Source organism: Dolichospermum heterosporum TAC447 (assembly GCF_024584745.1).
Classification (GTDB): Bacteria; Cyanobacteriota; Cyanobacteriia; order Cyanobacteriales; family Nostocaceae; genus Dolichospermum; species Dolichospermum heterosporum.
Genome location: NZ_CP099464.1, coordinates 4,169,878 through 4,189,265, shown reverse-complemented (window position 1 = coordinate 4,189,265; position 19,388 = coordinate 4,169,878). Strand labels below are relative to the sequence as shown.

The window sequence follows — 19,388 nt, the reverse complement described above, 5'->3', positions numbered from 1 at the left end:
GGTAGATTGAGGACACAAGTATGTAAATCAATTTTCAACTATTTATTACTCGGATACTAGAAGATAATTTGTCTGGTAGATTACATAAATTCCAGATTATCAAGTATTATGTGTAATTGAAGTATTGTAAAATACTATTTACATCAGGTAAAACCAAAGGATATAGTTAAGTAAGATTGAATAGAATTAACCAAGTCTGTAAATAAAATATTTGTTTATAAATTGAGAAGTTATGTATAGTATTGGCGTAAATTCATCGGTTATAACCGTATCTGAACCAGAAGGATTATATCAATCTCAAACAAAGTTGTCTCAATGGGTTGAAGTGCTTGTAGATTGTCCAGGATGTTCAGATTTATTTACCTATAAAATACCGGAACAGTTAGAAATCAAACCAGGGGATATTTTAAGTGTTCCTTTTGGTGCAACACAGGTAGGTGCGATCGCTATTCGCTTATTAACTCAACCTAATCTAGATATTCCCTTAGAAAAAATTCGAGAAGTTGAAGATGTGGTTAGTGAAGGGTTTTTTCCTGCTGGCTATTGGATATTACTTAATCGAGTTGCAGCTTATTACTATACACCTCTAATTCAAGTTATTCGCGTCGCATTACCACCAGGATTATTAGGAAGATCACAACGTCGTCTGCGGTTAACTCCCTTGGGTAGAGAAAATCTTTCTATTTACATTAGCCCTACAGCCCAGCAAGTAATCACACTTTTACAAAAAACGCCAACAGCAGACTATAGTTATCACTACATTCAACAAAAAGTTAAAGCTGCATATAGAGGTATTCGGGAATTAATTCGTTTGGGATTAGCAGAAAACTATTTAGAACCGCCACGACTCACCCAACCTAAATTACAAAAAGCTGTCACACTTCTGGATAATCATGATGACGATTTAACAACCCGTCAAAAAGAAATTGTCGAAGTTTTACGCCGACAAGGCGGGGAAATGTGGCAAAGTGAATTATTGCAACTTTGCGCTACTAGCACGTCTACGCTGAAAGCTTTAGTAGATAAAGGCTATATAGTCATTGAAGACAGAGAAATATTACGCCAAGAACAAGGACCCACAGTAGCCGGAGATTGGGCTAAATCCTTAACACCAGCCCAAAATAACGCCTTAGAAACAATTAATTCCTTAACTGGATTTACTCAAGTATTGTTACATGGGGTGACAGGTTCAGGAAAAACAGAAGTATATTTACAAGCCATATCACCATTACTCGCACAAGGAAAATCCGCCCTTGTTTTAGTTCCCGAAATCGGACTCACCCCCCAACTCACAGACAGATTCCGCGCCAGATTTGGAAACAAAGTCCACGTTTATCACAGCGCCCTTTCCGACGGTGAACGTTACGACACTTGGCGACAAATGCTCACAGGAGAGCCACAAATCATCATTGGGACTCGCAGTGCCATTTTCGCCCCTTTGCCCAATCTAGGCTTAATTATCCTGGACGAAGAACACGATAGCAGCTTTAAACAAGATTCCCCCATTCCTACTTACCACGCCCGCACTGTCGCTCAATGGCGAGCCGAATTAGAACATTGTCCCCTTATTTTAGGTTCTGCAACTCCTTCTTTAGAAAGTTGGGTAAGTAGAAATCATCAATATTTATCATTACCAGAACGGATTAACTCCCGTCCATTACCACCTGTGGAAATTGTGGATATGCGTCAAGAGTTAAAAGAGGGAAATCGGTCTATTTTTAGTAGAAAGTTGCAAAATGCACTGCAACAATTGGAAGAAAGACAACAACAGGGAATATTATTTATTCACCGGCGGGGACATAGTACCTTTGTGTCTTGTCGCAGTTGTGGTTATGTATTGGAATGTCCCCATTGTGATGTTTCCCTAGCTTATCATCATGTGGAAGCGGGAGCGCCAGAATTATTGCGCTGTCATTATTGTAATTATGGGCGTTTACATCCTCCCCATTGTCCCGAATGCAGTTCCCCTTATTTAAAGTTTTTCGGAAGTGGTACTCAACGGGTAGCGCAAGAATTAACTAAACAATTTCCCAATTTGAAAATAATTCGCTTTGATAGCGACACCACTACAAAGAAAGGTTCGCACCGTGAACTCCTAACTAGATTTGCTAACGGTGAAGCGCATTTATTAGTGGGAACACAAATGCTAACTAAAGGGTTAGATTTACCCCAAGTTACCCTTGTGGGTGTCGTCGCTGCGGATGGATTATTGCATTTATCTGATTATCGCGCCAATGAACGCACATTTCAAACTCTGACTCAAGTTGCAGGAAGGGCGGGAAGAGGGGATGATCCAGGGAGGGTAATTGTCCAAACCTATACCCCAGAACATCCGATTATTGAAGCTGTGCAACAACACGATTATCAATCTTTTTGTGATGCAGAGTTAGCACAAAGACAAGCTCTGAATTATCCTCCCTATGGGAGATTAATTTTATTGCGGTTAAGTAGTTTAGATCCGATTCAAGTCCAAAATACAGCCCAAATCATTGCTACATTTTTAAACGATAAGGAAGGGTTTGAGATATTAGGACCTGCACCTGCTAGTATTTTACGAGTAGCTAACCGTTATCGCTGGCAAATATTACTCAAGTTTGCCCCTGATGCTTTACCTAATTTACCAGATTGGACAGAAGTGCGATCGCTCATCCCCACTTCCGTGAGTTTAACAATTGATGTAGATCCCATTAATATTATGTAGTCGGGGAAAATAAATTATTGTCAGAATCAGGATTGACGGGTTGTTATCCAAATATTATGGCAAATTTGGGTTGTTTAGCGATCGCTGTTTAAATTAGTGGATACTACCGGAGCGATCGCTGCTATTATGGCTATTTATTGGTAATTTTTCAGCCAAGTTTCTAAATCTGTAATTGAAGTAAAGTCTAATAAAGCCTCTCCTAATTCCTCAAGTTTCTCCACAGATAATTGCTGAACTTTTTGAACTAATAATGAATCAATTTCCCCAATTCGGCGATTTAATTGCCGGATAATTAGACTTTTTTCTTTTTGCAGTCCTTCTTGTAATCCCTCTTGTTTCGCCAGTTCTCTGTCTTGTTGATAAAGTGGTGCTAATCGCACAATCAACTCCTGATCTTCTGTTTGTGAATTTTGATTGATTTTTAAGTTTTTCTGGAGGTTGTAGAGAGTTAGTTATACAATTTCAGCCAAGTTTCTAAATCTGTAACTGAGGTAAAATCTAACAAAGCTTCTCCTAATTCTTCAAGTTTTTCAATAGGTAATTCTTGGACTTTTTGAATTAATGATAAATCAATTTCACCAATTCGACGGGTTAGTTGGCGGATAATTAGATATTGTTCCTGTTGTAATCCTCGTTGTAATCCCTCATGTAATCCCTCTTGTTTCGCCAGTTCTCTATCTTGTTGGTAAAGTGGTGCTAATCGCATAATCAACTCCTGATCTTCTGTTTGTGAACTTTGATTGATTTTTAAGTTTTTCTGGAGGTTGTAGAGTAGTTCTAAGGTGATTTTGACGTAAGGTTGATTTAATGGTAACGCAGCTAATTCATCAATTGCTCGTTTTTGGACTGTACCTCTACCTAAAAGTCTTAACCATAGTGTTTCTTGAGTTTGGGGTAATTGATGAATGACGACAATTGCGGCGTGTAATGATTTTGCTAAATAGTATATTCCGGGTAAGGAATCTGGTTTTGTTGTCTCGCTAAATTCTGATATGATGTTTCTTGAGGCTGTGGGGGTGAGAATCCACAATTTAGGGATCTCAATTTTTGCGGTGGTGGTTTGTTCGCGTTTGGCTGCTCTTCGTAATGCACTTCTGACTTCTAATGATTTTAACAGACAATCACAAATTTCTTCTGTTGATGCTGGGTTACGAAATGGCTCAAAAATAGCTGGTGTTGTGGCTAATTTGCCTAATAATCCTAATAGTTCTACGTTGGTTGTTTGATGGGGAAATGGTGTAAATAATACGTCTATTTCTCGGATTTCTCCAGCTACTTGACTGGCTGCTTGTAGTTCTCCGAATGGTTTGAGTAGTTCTTCTAAATAGTCTTTGGCAAATTGATCATGTATAAAGCGAGTCATTTTCGGGATTGCTTTAGAGATATTTTAGATGTTACCAGATCCCCGACTTCTTTAAGAAGTCGGGGATCTATTCTATGCTATTTACTTGACTAAATCTAAAGATTTCTGTATTATGGGTGAAGCACTCATAAAGCACCTGAAAATCTCAAAAAATATTCTTTGATCGCTCCACTCCGTTACCCTAGGAGAGTGAAAAGAATAAAAAGAGCAGAGATTAAGAGCTATAAAGTCCTGACACAAAACACGACCCGAAAACCTTCGTTGTCCTGGCGGGAATAACGAAAAATGCTAAGGCGATTCGCAGACCGACAGAGATTAGGTCCGTTGCCCCAAGAACTGCCGCGCATAGTCCTTGGTTCATTATCGCTTAGACTTGTCCAAGCACTACCATCTGTAGGCGCGTTTATATAATTTTCATGCCACTCATCTTCGCACCATTCCCACACACTACCACACATATCATATAAACCAAAAGGATTGGCGAAAAAAATTCCTACCTCTATGGTTTTTCCTCTATATTCTCCTTTTTGTCCCTGTCCATAAGTGTCGTTGCCATAATAATTTGCCAATTCTGTGGAAATTGTTTCTCCAAAATAAAATGGGGTAGTAGTTCCTGCACGACAAGCATATTCCCATTCAGCTTCACTAGGTAAGCGATAGGTTTTATTTGCCTTGCGGGAAAGTCTGGAACAAAATTCTTGAGCATCATCCCATGATACACACTCAACAGGTAAATTATCACCTTTAAACCTAGATGGATCAGATTTTAAATCAATCTTAACCTTTTCGAGTGCGGCTACAGCTTGCCATTGTTTTTGAGTAACTGGATATTTACCCATGAAAAACGAAGGAACGTTAACTTGATGTTGTGGACTTTCGGAAGACTGTCGGCCTTCCTCATTTTCTGGAGAACCCATGATAAAAGTCCCTCCAGGAATATGTACCATTTCTATAAATACACCATTTCCTAAGTCTTGGGCAAAATACTCGGCACTTTTGGTAATACGTTTAATTTCCGGTGTTTTTACAAAACCAAGCATTGAGCTTTTTAAAGTTATCTGAGCAGTTTCAAACTGAAAAGTTTTTAACTGATAACTAGATTTATTTTTTTCTGCTTCTGCCTTTTGTTGACGTTGCGATGCTTCTACTTCTTGTTGCAATCGTAATTGTTCGGCTGCTTCTACTTCTCGCTGGCGTTGCAATCTTTCTGCTTCTTGCTGCAATCGTAATTGTGATAATGCTTTTGCTTGTTGCTGAAGTTGCAATGCTTCCTTTTCTTGCTGTTTTTGATATTCTGCTTCTTTAACAGATGTAATTTCTAACTTAATTGATTCTACATCCTCATCTCTCAAACCTAAAACATCTTGCTGATAATCTTTTAATATCCTCAAAGTATGTTCATCTAGAGGATATTGTTGCTCAACTTCTTCGGCAAAATATTGTTTATAACTTTGCAAATTTATTAATCGTCTACGAAATGGTTCTAAAACTTCCGTTTCTATTTCCTCGGCTTTTGCATCTGTAATTCCCAGATTTTTCCGTTTTGCTGTTAAAGCTAAAATAGCAATTTTTTTCAGTTCACCATTTTGAGCATATTGTTCAACCAGTTGGCGATACTCTGCTTCTGGATTTTTGGGAGCATTGGCCAATAAAATATTGTATCCTTCCTTATCCAGAATGATATCTGGTGTCATGTTAGGCTTCACCGCTTGGACTTTTGATTTAGCGTAAGTGTGTAGTTCCTGGACATGAATATTGCCATCGTTATCTGTATCTGCTGCACCTGTCTCGATTCCCTCAACTAAATATTGAGTATAGAGGGAAAGTGTTGCCCCTTCTTGTGCAAAGGAAGTTTGAGTTGCACCAGAAGATGTAAGCACAACTCGACCTTCCGCGCCTAACTGCTTTTTGATATCTACACCAATACTTTTTGTATGCCAACCATTAGAAAAAGCACCACTGTAACAAGCATCTAAAATTAAAATTTGCCGTTTAGAATAACAATTTTTTGATTGTGTTTGAATAAAATTTGCGTCTACAGCAGTGGCTTCAAAGTCATCTTTTGCTGTGTTGCGAGTTGCTAAATAGAGATGATTATCATCATTAGTAATTCCATGTCCAGAAAAAAAGAATAATAATAAATCCTCTTTACTTGCATTCCTAAATAGCTTTTGAATTGCTATTCTCATAGCTACTGAATCAGGATTCAGCAGTCTTTCCACCTGTGCAAAGTTTCCCAAATTGGGGTTTTGCAAAACTCGTTCCATTGCCTCGACATCATTGAGTGCAGATAATAGGGATGGAATACCTGCACCATACTCACTGACTCCAATCAGGAGGGCTATTTTTTTAGCCATTGTCACCACCCATTGCGGCTAATAGGTTTTGTGCTATTTTTTCGCTTTCTAGCAGTTCTTGGCGGCTTTTGGCTTTGATACTGACTTCTTTATCACCGACTTTGACAGTAATTTCGATGGGTTTGTCTCCCAAGCGATCGCCCAAAAAGGCTAAAAATGTTTTAATATTTTTTATACTGACTTGTGCTGTCAGCACTCCGATCAAAGTTGCAAAACCTGGCTTACTTCCTGCTTCTGGGTTAAAATCTTCAGCACGGTCTGCTTTTTCCACTTCATCCGAATCCCGCAATTCCCGCAGCAGCTTACTTGCTATTTTTAGCCGTCTCTCATCATCTAATTCTGGGTCATCAATAGCAAAAGTAAACTGAATTGTGCAATTATCTGTCATATTCACCCCCAGAGTCTTAATTATATTTTTAATACTAAACTATACAGTCAATTTAACAAAAAACGGGCGGTTAGAAACCGCATCTACACAAACAAAACCTGCCTTCGCAGGTTAAAAATCTTAATTTAACCTTAGTCCGCGCAGGCGGACTATCCCTACGGGACGCTACGCGAACGTTTGTATAGCCGCGTTCGCGTAGCGTGGCGAAGCCATATTCTATTCGCCAGGATTTAATTTTCAATTCCCCGCTTTCAACTTCCCATAAGCATAACGAGTTAAACTGCCTTCATTAAGATTATTCCAAGCATACATCCGATCTCTAAAGGGTTTCCACTGTTCATAAACAGCTTTAAAATCAGCATCTTTAGCCGCAAATTCATCATATAAAGCAAAAGAGGCTTTTTCCGCTGCTTCCAAAATTTCTTGACTATAAGCACGCAGTTGAACCCCGGTTTTTAATAGTTTCTCTAATGCTTCACTATTGCGGGTATCATAACGAGCTAACATTGTTGTATTCGACTGATATGCAGCGGTTTCTAAAGCTGCTTGGTATTGAGGTGGTAACTTTTTCCATTCGTCCAAATTAACTTGTACTTCTAAAGTTGGACCTGGTTCCCACCAACCTGGATAATAATAAAATTTAGCGACTTTATTTAAACCCAATTTTTCATCATCATAGGGTCCCACCCACTCAGCCGCATCAATAGCACCTGTTTGTAGCGCTTGGAAAATTTCCCCACCAGGAAGAGTCTGTACAGTTACTCCCAGTTTAGCCATAACTTGCCCCCCTAAACCGGGAATCCGCATTTTTAAGCCCTTGAGATCATTAAGTGTTTTGACTTCATTGCGAAACCATCCCCCCATTTGTGTCCCCGTATTTCCCGCAGGAAATTGAATGACATTAAATTTACTGGCGTAAATTTCCCGCAGTTTGGTTAAACCTCCGCCTTCATATAACCAAGCGTTTTGTTGTTGGGCATTGAGTCCAAATGGTACTGATGTACCAAATCCTAAAGCCGGACTTTTACCAATGTAGTAATAAGCAGCAGTATGTCCGGCTTGGACTGCACCTTGGGAAACCACATTGAGAACTTCTAAACCGGGGGCTATTTCTCCAGCAGCACGGGGTTCAATGATAAATTTGCCGTTAGTGAGAACTTTGACGCGCTCCGCTAAAACCTGCGCTCCGCCAAATATGGTTTCTAAAGATAATGGCCAACTTGTAGCCATTTGCCATTTAACTATCGGTAGATTACTGGTGTCTGTTTGACCTGTAGCTGCTTGATTTTGAGCCTTTTGACAACCACCAACAATTGCTACTCCTGTAGCTGCGATCGCACTTTGAGATAATCTGTTAACAATAGCTCGACGTTTCATAAAAATGAATATTAGTAAGATTTACCTACAATATCATAATCCTGTAAAATTTTAGCCACTACAGGGTAGGTTGATCTTAAAATTTTTCGTTGAGATTAGGCACGGGGAAAAAAGGTTTTGGACTTGTTTACTTTTCCTTATACAGTTTGATTCTATGGTACTGATACACTTAAAACTTATTATTTCTTATAATTTTGCCAATTGCTGATCATTTCAGATTAGTATAAAAATATTAAGTAATTTCTAACTAAATTTAACGGCTATGTTAGAAACTGTTTTGGCTGAACCTAGCATTAAACTGCCACCCACCCAGGCAGAACTTCCTTGTGATGATGGTATCCCCATGGAGACACAAAGACATAAATTACAAATGGATATTTTAATTGATACCATTCAGCCTTGGTTAGATCAAAGGGCTGATGGATATGTAGGTGGCAATATGTTTGTCTACTACAGTTTAGCACAATTAAAAAATCAAGATTTTCGCGGTCCAGATTTCTTTGCTGTTTTAGGTGTGCCGAAAACAGAAAGACTTTCTTGGGTAGTTTGGGAAGAAGGAAAACCCCCAGACGTGGTAATTGAATTACTTTCAGAAACCACAGCTAACAATGATAAAAATCAGAAAAAACTGATTTATCAAAATCAAATGCGGGTTTCTGAATATTTTTGGTATGACCCGTTTAACCCCAATGATTTTGCAGGTTTTGATCTGAATAGTGGTGCATATCAACAGATTGCTCTAAATGAGAAAAATCAATTGGTAAGCAAAGTTTTAGATTTAGCTTTGGTGCGTTGGGAAGGTAATTATAGAGGCGTTGATGCCACTTGGTTACGCTGGGCAACTTTGGATGGTGAGTTGTTCCCCACTTCTCAAGAAATGGTAGGAATTGAAAGACAAATTACAGAACAAGAAAAACAACGGGCAGAACAGGAAAAACAACGGGCAGAACAAGCTGAATTGCAATTAAGACAAGTTGCCATTAATTTGTTACACAATGGAATGTCTGTAGAACAAGTGGCACAATTGACAAATTTGGATATTTTGGAGGTGGAAAAATTGCTTAATTAATAGTAATAATTTCTCGTTTCTCGTTCCCATACTCTGTATGGGAATGAATTCCAGAAGGCTCTGCCTTCAATAACAAAATAGGCAGAGCCTCCATAGGGCATTCCCAGTCAGAGACTGGGAACGAGATAACGAGATAAAAACACTGGGGAAATTTCTGAGTCTGTTTTAACAGACTTGAGCTATTAGACAGGGAATTTATTCCCTGGCTGACTGTATTATCAGGTCTTGCCTTTAATTTATTATGTTGTATGCGTAACTCAAAAAGATTTACTTTCATCAGTAAGCTATTAAGATTTTCCCAGTTTATTGACAATGGTGCTGATAAATTGGGATGGTTATCGAATTGGCTGGTTTTGCTGACAATTGGAGTCGGTTTTTTCAATGTTGTCGCCCGTTATATGGGTCGCTTTATTGGCGTACAATTGTCTTCTAATGCCTTATTAGAACTGCAATGGTATTTATTTTCTCTCACATTCTTATTCGGCTTCGTTTATATTTTACGTCATGGAGAAAATGTCCGGGTTGATTTTCTCTATACTAATATGAGTGAAAAAAAACGCGCCTTAGTTGACTTTGTGGGAACAGTTTTATTTTTAATTCCCTTTTGTCTACTTGGCATTTGGGTGACAATCAATCCAGTTTTACAATCTTGGGGGAGATTAAGTGATGGTAGTTGGGGAACTTGGGAAATATCTTCTGATGCTAATGGTTTACCCCGCGCCCCAATTAAAACAATGGTTCCTATAGCCTTATTATTGCTGCTTTTACAAAGTATTTCTCAAGCAATTAAATATTTAGCAGTATTACTAGGCTATCAACAAGTAGCGGAACAAATTCGTTTAGAAACTTCAGAAAATATCAATATTGAATAGGGGAAAATATGGGTTTTGAATGGTTAGCAGTTTTAATGTTTGTCGGCTTTTTCTTTATTCTCATGAGTGGCTTCCCTGTCGCTTTTTCTTTCGCCGGCACAGCCATTGTTTTTGGACTTATTGGTACAGCAGTTGGGGCTTTTAATCCGGCGCGTCTTCTCCTATTACCTAATAGTTGGTTTGGCACAATGTCGAATTTTACCTTACTTGCTATTCCCTTCTTTGTGTTTTTGGGCGCAGTTCTAGAAAAGTCAGGATTAGCTGAAGAATTATTAGAAACTATCGGCATTATTTTAAGTCGTGTTCGGGGAGGATTAGCTTTAGCAGTTGTCTTAGTAGGAACTGTTTTAGCAGCCACAACTGGAGTTGTAGCCCACATTCCGCACCCCAACTGTCACAGGAGTGGAATTACATAGGCAAGAAATAAAATTGAGAATAAAAAATAACATATTATCGAGAAAATACATTGGCAAAAAAGAAAAACACCAAAAATGGCATCAAAACCCATTGTCAATAAGGAGCAACAAGAATGAACACCACCCAGAGGGAGAAAAAGATAAATAAATGAAGATATTCAAGATACAGATTATAAGTTAGACTAATAAATTGAAGTAAAAAACGAAATTATAGACATAGTAAAATAGAGCAATAAATCAAACAGATTAGCTCCTAAATCTGATATTAATTAAATTAATGGAGAGAAGAATTAAGTGGCTAATTGATAGTAATGAAAACAATCATCTGGTAAAAGATTCAGAATAAAATCCCTATCTTGAGTCCAATTAGAGACGTGTTGTTCGTTGTTATATTCAACTAAATGAATACACTGAAAGCATTGAAAAATCCAGCGTAAAGTAGGACGGTCAGTTGCTTTACCTAATTGATTTTTAATTGTTGATTTAGAATCTTTCAGAGCATTTCTAATTTGACGTTGAGCCAAAGTATAAACCAGTAGACATAAACCCATAATCATTCCCAGAGACTCTATTCTCTCAGGACTTTTGAGAAAAATACTGTCTGCAAAAAATAATGGGTCTTTAAGAAAACCGAACCCCCGCTCACAAGACTGTTGAGCTTTATATTCACTCAGCATGGAATCATTGCTAAGTTCATTTGAATCTAAAACATTCGTAGCAATAATAAAACGTCCTGCACTCAGCAATTCTGTATTAATTTTACTTTCATTTTCGGAAACTGTAGCTGATATTTGGTAAGATATTTCTTCTGAAGAATCTTTTGTCTTAAATTTGATTTGAGTAACCAAAATTTCGTTAATTTGATGATATTTGAATTGTTTTGATAATTTTGATAATGCCTTGATAGCATCAGCCTCACAAGCAAATCTCTCTTGTGATAACTTTTTCAAATCTTTCACAGCTTTTGATTCTGCTTTGGTAATTTTTTGTCTGAGCTTACGCAGGTCTGATTCTCTTCTTTCTTGACTTTGCACTACTAACCATCTTTGTTCTATCCCTGCATAATTTTCGGTTTTTGATGCTAATTTATATCCTGGTATTGTACTATCAATAAATTCTGATTCTGGTAATGTTGATATTAATGATTTTGCTGCTTTTATGCTTAATGGTACTCGACATAACCAACGTAATTCTGACATCATTTTCAGGTTTGATTCTGTATATAAAGCAGCGTCAGCAACGATGAGACTATTAACTTCTAATTGTTTTTGATATTCTACTGCTATTTGACCAAAGCATGATGAATCTGTTTGGTTTCCTGATGCTAGTTTTAAAAATATTGGTATGTCTCCATCTCCTGAACATATCATTTCTATGATGAATTGTTTTAAATCTGGTCTATGGTCACGGGAATAACCGTAGGTGATGGTTATCTCTTTTGGTGATTTTACTGCTAATTCTTCTAATTCTTGGTTATTTCCTACTTTTTGATTCTCAAATATTACTTCTGGTAAACTTGTATTATATTGCCCATGCACGTGTATTGATGATGAGTCTAAATGCGAGGTTGACAGTGATACTCCAAATTTTTGTGCTGCTTTTAAGGCTATGATAAAAAATAGTGTATCCAATCCTTTGATAAATAGTTTATCCATAACTCTCCCCAGTTTATCGTCGTTGAGATATTCTGGTTTTACTCCTGCTCCTATTAGATGTTCACAGGCGATTGTTTCAAAATATTGGGGAAACATATATAAGGGTTTCGATACAAATCCTAACCCGTTTATTATCATGGCTTTTACTACTTGACCTGCACTTACTTTCTCGTCTTTTTCAACTCCTATTAATTCATTTATTATTTCTACTATTCCGATTGAATCTATCATCCCTGCTACTATCCCTAGATGATCTATGTTTTGAATTTCTATTTCTTGGGGTTTTAATTTCACAACAGATTCCTCTACTTGTTCTATTGTGATTCTCTCATTTCTTGCTTTTGTGAACAATTAATTTTTTAATCATATCGAATTTTCTCTTTCTTTCAGTCCCGTTACGAAGTTCCACTTTCTCACTCCATGCCCAGCTTAATGCTACTTACTATCATTAAGCCTCTTACCCTTCGAATGATTTTTAGTTATTATGTACTACTCGCTAGGCTTTTTTGATATGTGACAGTTCAGGGTGCGGAATGTGGGTTGTAGCCGCCACAGTAATTGTGATGGGGATGTTATCATTACCGTTGATGTTACGCTATGGCTATGATAAAAAATTAGCTTCAGGAGTAATTATTGCTTCTGGTACTTTAGCCCAGTTAATTCCTCCCAGTTTAGTTTTAGTGATTCTCAGTGATCAAATTGGTGTTTCTGTGGGAGATTTATTTTTAGGGGCATTAATTCCCGGATTAATGTTATCTACTTCCTATATTCTCTATATTTTAGGACTAGCTTTTTTTCAACCGGAAAAAGTGCCACTTATCCCTGATGATGTGGTAATTCCTCAAGGTAATCAATTAATTAAACAAGTTTTTAAAGCTGTTGTACCCCCGATTATTTTAATTTTTGCGGTGTTAGGAAGTATATTCTTTGGTGTGGCAACTCCCACAGAAGCTGGGGCTGTAGGTGCTGTTGGGGCTTCTATTCTCGCCGCTTTTAATAAACGTCTTACACCACAATTAATTCGTGATGCTGCCCATTCTACCGCAGTGATTACGGCTTTGGTGGTGATGATTTTATTCTGTTCTTCTATGTTTAGTTTGGTGTTTGATGCTTTAGGTGGAAAAACTCTGATTACTAATTTATTAATAGGTTTACCCGGAGGATATTGGGGGTTTTTAATTGTTAGTAATATCGTGATTTTTATTTTAGGAGCTTTTTTAGAATTTATTGAAATTTGCTTTATTGCTATGCCTTTATTAGTACCAGCGGCACAGGCTTTAAATATTGATATGGTGTGGTTTGGTGTGGTAATGGCAGTGAATTTACAAACCGCATTTATTTCTCCACCTGTAGGCTTTTCTTTGTTTTATTTACAAAGTGTTGCCCCTAAAGAAGTGAGTACATTAGATATTCATAAAAGTGCGATTCCTTTTATCATTTTACAGTTCATTGTCTTGTTAATTGTCATTGCTTTCCCGCAAACAGTTCGCTGGTTAATTGATATTTCGGCAACAACTGGGGTTTAAGGCATTTTTGGGCGGTTGGGAATCGCGTCTATACAGGCAAAACCTGCCTACGCAGGTTAAAAGATTCCTTTGTGATCATATTTTATTATCAAACTGAGAAAATTTCTAAAAATTGCGTGGCGGTAATAATATCAACTCCTTGAAAGGGATGAAGTTCTAATAAATCTTTATCTCCTGTAATAATATGAGTTGCATTACCATTAATAGCAACCTCAAGAAATTTGTCATCTTTTGGATCTCTACACTCCTTAATCATCTGAACTATTTCAGTTTCTTCTGATTCAAGTTTGAATTTAGCTAAGAATTGAGTACGAACACTCACAGAAATATATTTATCGAATTTTGACCAATTAAGGATTTCTTGTAGTTCTTGAAAAGTCGCATCTGAAAATAAAATTATTCCTAAGCTTCTGGCTTTTTTGAATGCCACATCTGGAATAGATGACTTAATCAAAACGGCACTAACTAAAATGTTTGTATCAACAACAAAACGTAATTCATCCATTCTGAAGAATCTCATTTAAAATTTCTGGAGTTAATCCCCTATTTTTCGCTTGTTCTTGCATTTCTTGGATAATGTCATCTAGAGATTTATCTTGAATAATTAATTTGAGCAAATCGTTAACAATAGTCTGAATTTTTTGCTGTTTTTGCGGTTCTGCTGCTTGATAGGCTTTGGCAACTTCTGCATCAACTTTAATGGCAATTGTTTCCATTTTTTGATAGAAAAAGTAAATTACATTTGTTTGATTATAGCATTTAACAGATACAAGAGGGCTGATTGGGAAAGCAAAGGGGCTGCGATTCGCAGTGGAGTTACCTAATCATCAAAAAAGCCCCTGTTTAAAATGCACCATGTATAATATAGTTTATCTATCCTGTATATTCTCTATACAGAATTACAAACATCCAAGGGTTAAATCATGGCAAGTTACATTAAGTCTAAAGTCCAACAGTCTCTGAGTTTTCTGCTGGTCTTGGTTATAGCATTTTCAGTATTCAGTGGGGTTCTCTTCCTCAATCCTAGTCCTTCCTATGCGTATAGTCAATCTGATCTTAGTCGGGCGCTTATTGGTGACAAGGATTTAATCGGGGCGGATTTAAGAGAGGCGGATTTAACCGAGGCGGATTTAAACAAGGCGGATTTAGGCGGAGCGTATTTAAACAGGGCAAATTTAAGAGGGGCGAAGTTAGACGGGGCGTATTTAAGCTGGGTGGATTTAAGAGGGGCGGATTTAACCGGGGCGGATTTAACCGAGGCGTATTTAAACAAGGCGGATTTAAGAGAGGCGGATTTAACCGAGGCGGATTTAACCGAGGCGGATTTAACCGAGGCGATCGCCAATAGTCAGACTAAATTTCCTGACGGTTTTGATGCAAGGGGCGCAGGAGTAAACATCCGACCCTAATAAATTTTATTCCCAGACATCAAAAAAACCTCGCCTTTTCTAAGATAGGGTGGGGTTTTCTGATTCAGCCATATTCCAACTACATTACTTGCGGCTGGAAGATTATCTAAAATTGGCGGTTTCCAACCGCCAAAGCTAAAATAACTGATTTTTCTTTAACTAAAACTACTACAATGACTGTTGATGCTAGATAATGGGAAAACCTTGACATTTACCCAACCTAGCCCGGAACCAAAGAACTAACAACTATGCGCGGCGAACTCCGAAAAGAACATATTGGTGAAACTGTTACCTTTTACGGATGGGTAGACCGTCGCCGCGATCACGGTGGTGTGATATTCTTAGATTTGTGCGGTTCAGTTATTAGTTGGGCTTACACTATTTAATCCATATCAAAATCCTTAACTAAGGAGATAAATAAAATGTCAGAAGAAGAGTTTCAACAAAAAATCTTAAATTCACTCGAAGAATTAAAAACTGATGTGGCAAAATCAAATGAGAAATTTGAGGTGTACAGGCAAGCTACGCAGTCACTGGTTAATTTGGCTTTCGGTTTGATTGCCAGCGCCACGATAATTACGGTGGTGTCGTCAGTTTTTAAGAGGTAATTTCTGAATACCAAGAAGGCATGGATTTGAAACCCATAATGATGAGTTTTGCCTGTGTAGTAACTGGAACTTGAAATATAGACTTAAAGAAAAATCGGCTGTAAATCTAAAATAAAACCTGGTAATACATCTTCTCCAGATAAACTTATAGGAGATTGTAAAACTTCTATTTCTTGATTTTGACGATAAATTTCTACTTGTTTGGTTTTAGGATTAATTAACCACCCTAAACGTAAACCATTGGCTATAAATTCCTGCATTTTTGCTTGAGTATCTGCTAAATCATCACTTTCAGAAACTAACTCAATCACAAAATCGGGACATAAAGGCAAAAACTTTTTTCTTTGTTCTGGTGTGAGTACATTCCATCTTTCTATTTTAATCCAAGACACATCTGGGGAACGGGTAGCACCATTAGGTAATTTAAAACCTGTGGAAGAATCGAAAGCTTTTCCTAAATTATTTTGGCGATTCCAATACCCTAAATCAAGACAAATTTCAAAATTACGATTTCCTGTTTCTCCTCCAGTTGGTGACATAATAGTTAATTCTCCTTGATGTGATAATTCTAAACGCAAATCTTTATTAGCAGCGACTATTTCCACAAATTCATCATCTGTGAATTTTAATGATTGTGGTATTTGTAAAGTTACAGCAGTCATGATTCATACCTCTTGAATAATCTTGAATAATACTTTCCATTATATCTGTTAAAATGGCGGTTAGAAACCGCAGCTACACAGACGAAACCCACCTTCGTGGGTTAAATTCCGTGAGTCCGCGTAGGCGCGATTTATAAAATTAATGTTTCAAGTTTCGCTTGTACTTCTTCTATTAAATCTTGGGTAACACTCTCAACAAATTTTACCTTTCTAGCTCTCCAATCTAGTGTTTTAATTTGGTCAGCTAACACAACTCCTTTTGTTTTCATTCCCTCAACAAGTGGAACTTCAAAACTCAGCCCTTTTGGATTGCTAGTTATAGGACACACTAGAACTAAAGAAGCCATTCGATTATATTTAATTGGAGATATAACAAGAACAGGACGATAGCCGATTTGTTCACGCCCAAGTTGTTGTAATTCGTTATTTAATGTCTTAGCAATATCATCAAAAGACATTCCTGACGCTTGCAGGGAAAATGCACGCTTAATCGAATCAGCAGTAAATCTTTGTGTGTTCCCAAATTCTAATTTAACAATATCTCCTCGATTGGGAAAATAAGAATTAACTACCAATCTTCATTCCCCACAGCGTTTCCAGTTTCAAATTCAGGATGAAATTTATCAGGAGTCATACCTTCAAGCAACTCATCCAGGGTATATTTTTTTCTTTTTTGTGGTGTAATCACAATCCTGTTACCTTCCACACTAAAATTTATCGCTATCCCTTCCGTTACTTGCGCTTGTTCAGCTACGGATCTGGGAATCCGAATCGCTAAACTGTTTCCCCATTTTGCCACAACTGTTGTCATAGTTATCTCCCAATATTTTGTTAGAAATCTACAGGACTAAACTTGAGGTTTTCTCCAGTCAAACACTCTTCACAACTTAGGTCAATGTATATACTTTGAGTATACATATTTAATTAGCGGGTGTCAATAAATTTTTTAACCTGTAGAAAGGAAATCGCCCTGATCACTTCCCCCGTCTCTGATCTACGGTTACACACAAGTTCCGAAATAAATACGTTGTAGCAATCACCGGTAGAGTAACCCAACGTCCTGAAGCCAAAGCTAAAATAACTGATTTTTCCAGAACTAAAACTACTACAATGACAATTGATGCTAGATAATGGGAAAGCCTTGACATTTACCCAACCTAGCCCGGAACTAAAGAACTAACAACTATGCGAACTCACTATTGCGGCGAACTCCGGAAAGAACATATTGGTGAAACTGTTACCTTTTACGGATGGGTAGACCGTCGCCGCGATCACGGTGGTGTGATATTCTTAGATTTGCGCGATCGCTCTGGTATTGTCCAAATCGTCAGCGACCCCCAGCGCACCCCAGACTCCTACGAACAGGCTAACGCGCTCCGCAATGAATACGTTGTAGCAATCACCGGTACAGTTAGCCAACGTCCTCCAGAATCCCTAAATCCCCGGCTTCCCACTGGCGAAGTGGAAATCTATGCTGATAAAATAGAACTACTCAACGCCGTCCGCAAACAATTACCTTTCCAAGTTTCCACCGCAGACACGGAAACAGTTAGAGAAGACTTGCGGTTAAAATATCGTTATTTAGACCTACGACGGGAACGCATGGCGCAAAATATGCAATTGCGTCATCAAGTCATTAAAGCCATGCGGCGCTACCTGGAAGACTTAGAAGGTTTTATCGAAATCGAAACCCCAATTCTCACTCGTTCGACTCCTGAAGGGGCGCGAGATTATATTCTTCCCAGTCGCGTTAATGAAGGTGAATGGTTCGCTTTACCGCAATCTCCCCAACTCTTCAAACAATTATTGATGGTATCGGGAATGGATAGATACTATCAAGTGGCGCGATGTTTCCGGGATGAAGATTTACGTGCTGACAGACAACCAGAGTTTACTCAATTAGACATGGAAATGAGTTTCATGTCTGAAAATGAAATTATTGAACTTAACGAAAAGTTAGTTTGTCATATTTTTAAAACCGTGAAAGGAATTGATTTACCTCGTCCTTTTCCTCGTCTTCCCTACGTGGAAGCTATGAACCGTTACGGAAGCGATAAGCCTGACACCCGCTACGGTTTAGAATTAGTTGATGTTTCCGATGTTTTAAAAGATTCCGGTTTTAAAGTTTTTCGAGAAGCTGTTGCTAACGGTGGTATTGTTAAAATTCTCCCCATTCCTAACGGTAACGATGCCATTTCTAATGTTCGCATTAAACCAGGTGGCGATATTTTCCGAGAAGCCGCAGAAGCTGGTGCAAAAGGATTAGCTTATATTCGCGTTCGGGAAAATGGCGAAATTGACACCATTGGCGCAATTAAAGATAATTTAACACCAGAACAAAAGCAAGAAATCTTAACAAGAACAGGTGCAAAAGCTGGACATTTGTTATTATTTGCGGCGGCTGATAGGTCCACTGTGAATAAAACTTTGGACAGAATTCGTCAATTTGTAGCTAAGGAATTTAAGTTAATTGAAAAAGATAAGATTAACTTCCTGTGGGTGACAGAATTTCCCATGTTTGAATGGAATGCAGATGAAAAACGTTTAGAAGCATTACATCATCCTTTTACCGCACCTCATCCTGATGATATCAGCGATTTAAAAACAGCCCGCGCTCAAGCTTATGATTTAGTCTTCAATGGGTTTGAAGTTGGTGGGGGAAGTCTGCGAATTTATCAGCGAGAAGTTCAAGAACAGGTATTTTCAGCTATTGGTTTATCAACGGAAGAAGCACAAAGTAAATTTGGCTTTTTGTTGGAAGCTTTTGAATATGGAACTCCTCCTCATGGTGGTATTGCTTACGGTGTAGATCGTTTGGTAATGTTGTTATCTGGAGAGGAATCAATTCGTGATGTGATTGCTTTTCCTAAGACTCAACAAGCTCGTTGTTTGTTAACAGATGCACCTTCTAGCGTAGATGCAAAACAGTTGAAAGAACTTCATGTTGCTTCCACTGTTAAACCGAAAACCTAAATCACAGGATTG

19 protein-coding genes and 1 pseudogene are annotated in these 19,388 nt (G+C 37.9%); 9 read left to right on the top strand and 11 right to left on the bottom strand.

Features of this window, described 5'->3' with window-relative positions; translation table 11 throughout:
• Positions 1-232: 232 nt before the first annotated feature.
• Positions 233-2,701, top strand: a complete 2,469-nt coding sequence (gene priA, locus NG743_RS18835) for a primosomal protein N' (RefSeq protein WP_257120662.1) — start codon at positions 233-235, stop codon at positions 2,699-2,701.
• Between the two features lie 134 nt (positions 2,702-2,835).
• Here the strand turns inward: priA and NG743_RS18830 are convergent, their stop codons facing one another.
• The 5 genes from NG743_RS18830 to NG743_RS18810 all read right to left on the bottom strand — a co-directional run bounded on the left by NG743_RS18830 (position 2,836) and on the right by NG743_RS18810 (position 8,186).
• Complete coding sequence (locus NG743_RS18830) at positions 2,836-3,081, bottom strand: DUF4351 domain-containing protein (protein ID WP_371316432.1); 246 nt, start codon at positions 3,079-3,081, stop codon at positions 2,836-2,838.
• A 68-nt stretch (positions 3,082-3,149) separates the two neighbouring features.
• Positions 3,150-4,064: a DUF4351 domain-containing protein gene (locus tag NG743_RS18825; RefSeq protein WP_257120661.1), complete on the bottom strand. Its 915-nt coding sequence runs from the start codon at positions 4,062-4,064 to the stop codon at positions 3,150-3,152.
• 221 nt (positions 4,065-4,285) lie between these two features.
• Positions 4,286-6,421 carry a caspase, EACC1-associated type gene (locus NG743_RS18820; protein WP_257120660.1) on the bottom strand — a complete coding sequence of 712 codons (2,136 nt, stop codon included), beginning with the start codon at positions 6,419-6,421 and terminating at the stop codon, positions 4,286-4,288.
• Entirely contained in the window at positions 6,414-6,809 is a 396-nt protein-coding gene (locus NG743_RS18815; RefSeq protein ID WP_257120658.1) for a hypothetical protein, read from the bottom strand. The genes NG743_RS18820 and NG743_RS18815 overlap by 8 nt, the downstream gene beginning before the upstream one ends.
• A 237-nt stretch (positions 6,810-7,046) precedes the next feature.
• Positions 7,047-8,186, bottom strand: coding sequence for a TRAP transporter substrate-binding protein (locus tag NG743_RS18810; RefSeq protein WP_257120657.1), 1,140 nt, complete (start codon positions 8,184-8,186; stop codon positions 7,047-7,049).
• 262 nt (positions 8,187-8,448) lie between these two features.
• On the opposite strand from NG743_RS18810, the gene NG743_RS18805 reads away from it, so the two are divergent.
• The 3 genes and pseudogenes from NG743_RS18805 to NG743_RS18795 all read left to right on the top strand — a co-directional run.
• A complete protein-coding gene (locus tag NG743_RS18805; RefSeq protein WP_027402227.1) occupies positions 8,449-9,255 on the top strand; it encodes a Uma2 family endonuclease in 807 nt (268 codons plus the stop codon).
• A gap of 248 nt (positions 9,256-9,503) precedes the next feature.
• Entirely contained in the window at positions 9,504-10,127 is a 624-nt protein-coding gene (locus NG743_RS18800; RefSeq protein ID WP_257120656.1) for a TRAP transporter small permease subunit, read from the top strand.
• 8 nt (positions 10,128-10,135) lie between these two features.
• Positions 10,136-10,501: pseudogene (locus tag NG743_RS18795) on the top strand (TRAP transporter large permease subunit); the annotation flags it as partial.
• Positions 10,502-10,833: 332 nt separating this feature from the next.
• On the opposite strand, the gene NG743_RS18790 reads toward NG743_RS18795, so the two are convergent.
• Positions 10,834-12,429 (bottom strand): IS1634 family transposase, encoded by a 1,596-nt coding sequence (locus tag NG743_RS18790; protein WP_257122116.1) that lies wholly within the window; start codon positions 12,427-12,429, stop codon positions 10,834-10,836.
• Positions 12,430-12,731: 302 nt separating this feature from the next.
• Here NG743_RS18790 and NG743_RS18785 point away from each other — a divergent pair, with 302 nt between their 5' ends.
• Positions 12,732-13,724 carry a TRAP transporter large permease gene (locus tag NG743_RS18785; RefSeq protein WP_257120654.1) on the top strand — a complete coding sequence of 331 codons (993 nt, stop codon included), beginning with the start codon at positions 12,732-12,734 and terminating at the stop codon, positions 13,722-13,724.
• Between the two features lie 88 nt (positions 13,725-13,812).
• On the opposite strand, the gene NG743_RS18780 is transcribed toward NG743_RS18785, so the two are convergent.
• Both NG743_RS18780 and NG743_RS18775 read right to left on the bottom strand, forming a co-directional pair.
• Positions 13,813-14,229: a putative toxin-antitoxin system toxin component, PIN family gene (locus NG743_RS18780; RefSeq protein WP_027402224.1), complete on the bottom strand. Its 417-nt coding sequence runs from the start codon at positions 14,227-14,229 to the stop codon at positions 13,813-13,815.
• Entirely contained in the window at positions 14,222-14,440 is a 219-nt protein-coding gene (locus NG743_RS18775; RefSeq protein ID WP_027402223.1) for a hypothetical protein, read from the bottom strand. The genes NG743_RS18780 and NG743_RS18775 overlap by 8 nt, the downstream gene beginning before the upstream one ends.
• Positions 14,441-14,647: 207 nt before the next feature.
• Between NG743_RS18775 and NG743_RS18770 the strand changes: the two genes are divergently transcribed.
• The 3 genes from NG743_RS18770 to NG743_RS18760 all read left to right on the top strand — a co-directional run bounded on the left by NG743_RS18770 (position 14,648) and on the right by NG743_RS18760 (position 15,741).
• The gene (locus NG743_RS18770; protein ID WP_051424293.1) at positions 14,648-15,133 is read left to right on the top strand and encodes a pentapeptide repeat-containing protein; all 486 of its coding nucleotides are present in this window, start codon (positions 14,648-14,650) and stop codon (positions 15,131-15,133) included.
• Between the two features lie 248 nt (positions 15,134-15,381).
• On the top strand, positions 15,382-15,519 hold the full coding sequence (locus NG743_RS18765; protein ID WP_160170618.1) for a hypothetical protein: 138 nt from the start codon (positions 15,382-15,384) through the stop codon (positions 15,517-15,519).
• Between the two features lie 36 nt (positions 15,520-15,555).
• A complete protein-coding gene (locus NG743_RS18760) occupies positions 15,556-15,741 on the top strand; it encodes a ssr2422 family thylakoid membrane protein (protein WP_035081659.1) in 186 nt (61 codons plus the stop codon).
• An 83-nt stretch (positions 15,742-15,824) separates the two neighbouring features.
• Here NG743_RS18760 and NG743_RS18755 read toward each other — a convergent pair whose 3' ends face one another.
• The 3 genes from NG743_RS18755 to NG743_RS18745 all read right to left on the bottom strand — a co-directional run bounded on the left by NG743_RS18755 (position 15,825) and on the right by NG743_RS18745 (position 17,214).
• On the bottom strand, positions 15,825-16,403 hold the full coding sequence (locus tag NG743_RS18755) for a Uma2 family endonuclease (protein WP_027402221.1): 579 nt from the start codon (positions 16,401-16,403) through the stop codon (positions 15,825-15,827).
• Between the two features lie 131 nt (positions 16,404-16,534).
• Positions 16,535-16,978, bottom strand: a complete 444-nt coding sequence (locus tag NG743_RS18750) for a type II toxin-antitoxin system PemK/MazF family toxin (RefSeq protein ID WP_027402220.1) — start codon at positions 16,976-16,978, stop codon at positions 16,535-16,537.
• Positions 16,972-17,214, bottom strand: coding sequence for an AbrB/MazE/SpoVT family DNA-binding domain-containing protein (locus NG743_RS18745; RefSeq protein ID WP_027402219.1), 243 nt, complete (start codon positions 17,212-17,214; stop codon positions 16,972-16,974). The genes NG743_RS18750 and NG743_RS18745 overlap by 7 nt, the downstream gene beginning before the upstream one ends.
• Positions 17,215-17,588: 374 nt before the next feature.
• Here NG743_RS18745 and aspS point away from each other — a divergent pair, with 374 nt between their 5' ends.
• Entirely contained in the window at positions 17,589-19,376 is a 1,788-nt protein-coding gene (gene aspS, locus NG743_RS18740) for an aspartate--tRNA ligase (RefSeq protein ID WP_257120653.1), read from the top strand.
• The last annotated feature ends 12 nt before the right edge of the window (positions 19,377-19,388 follow it).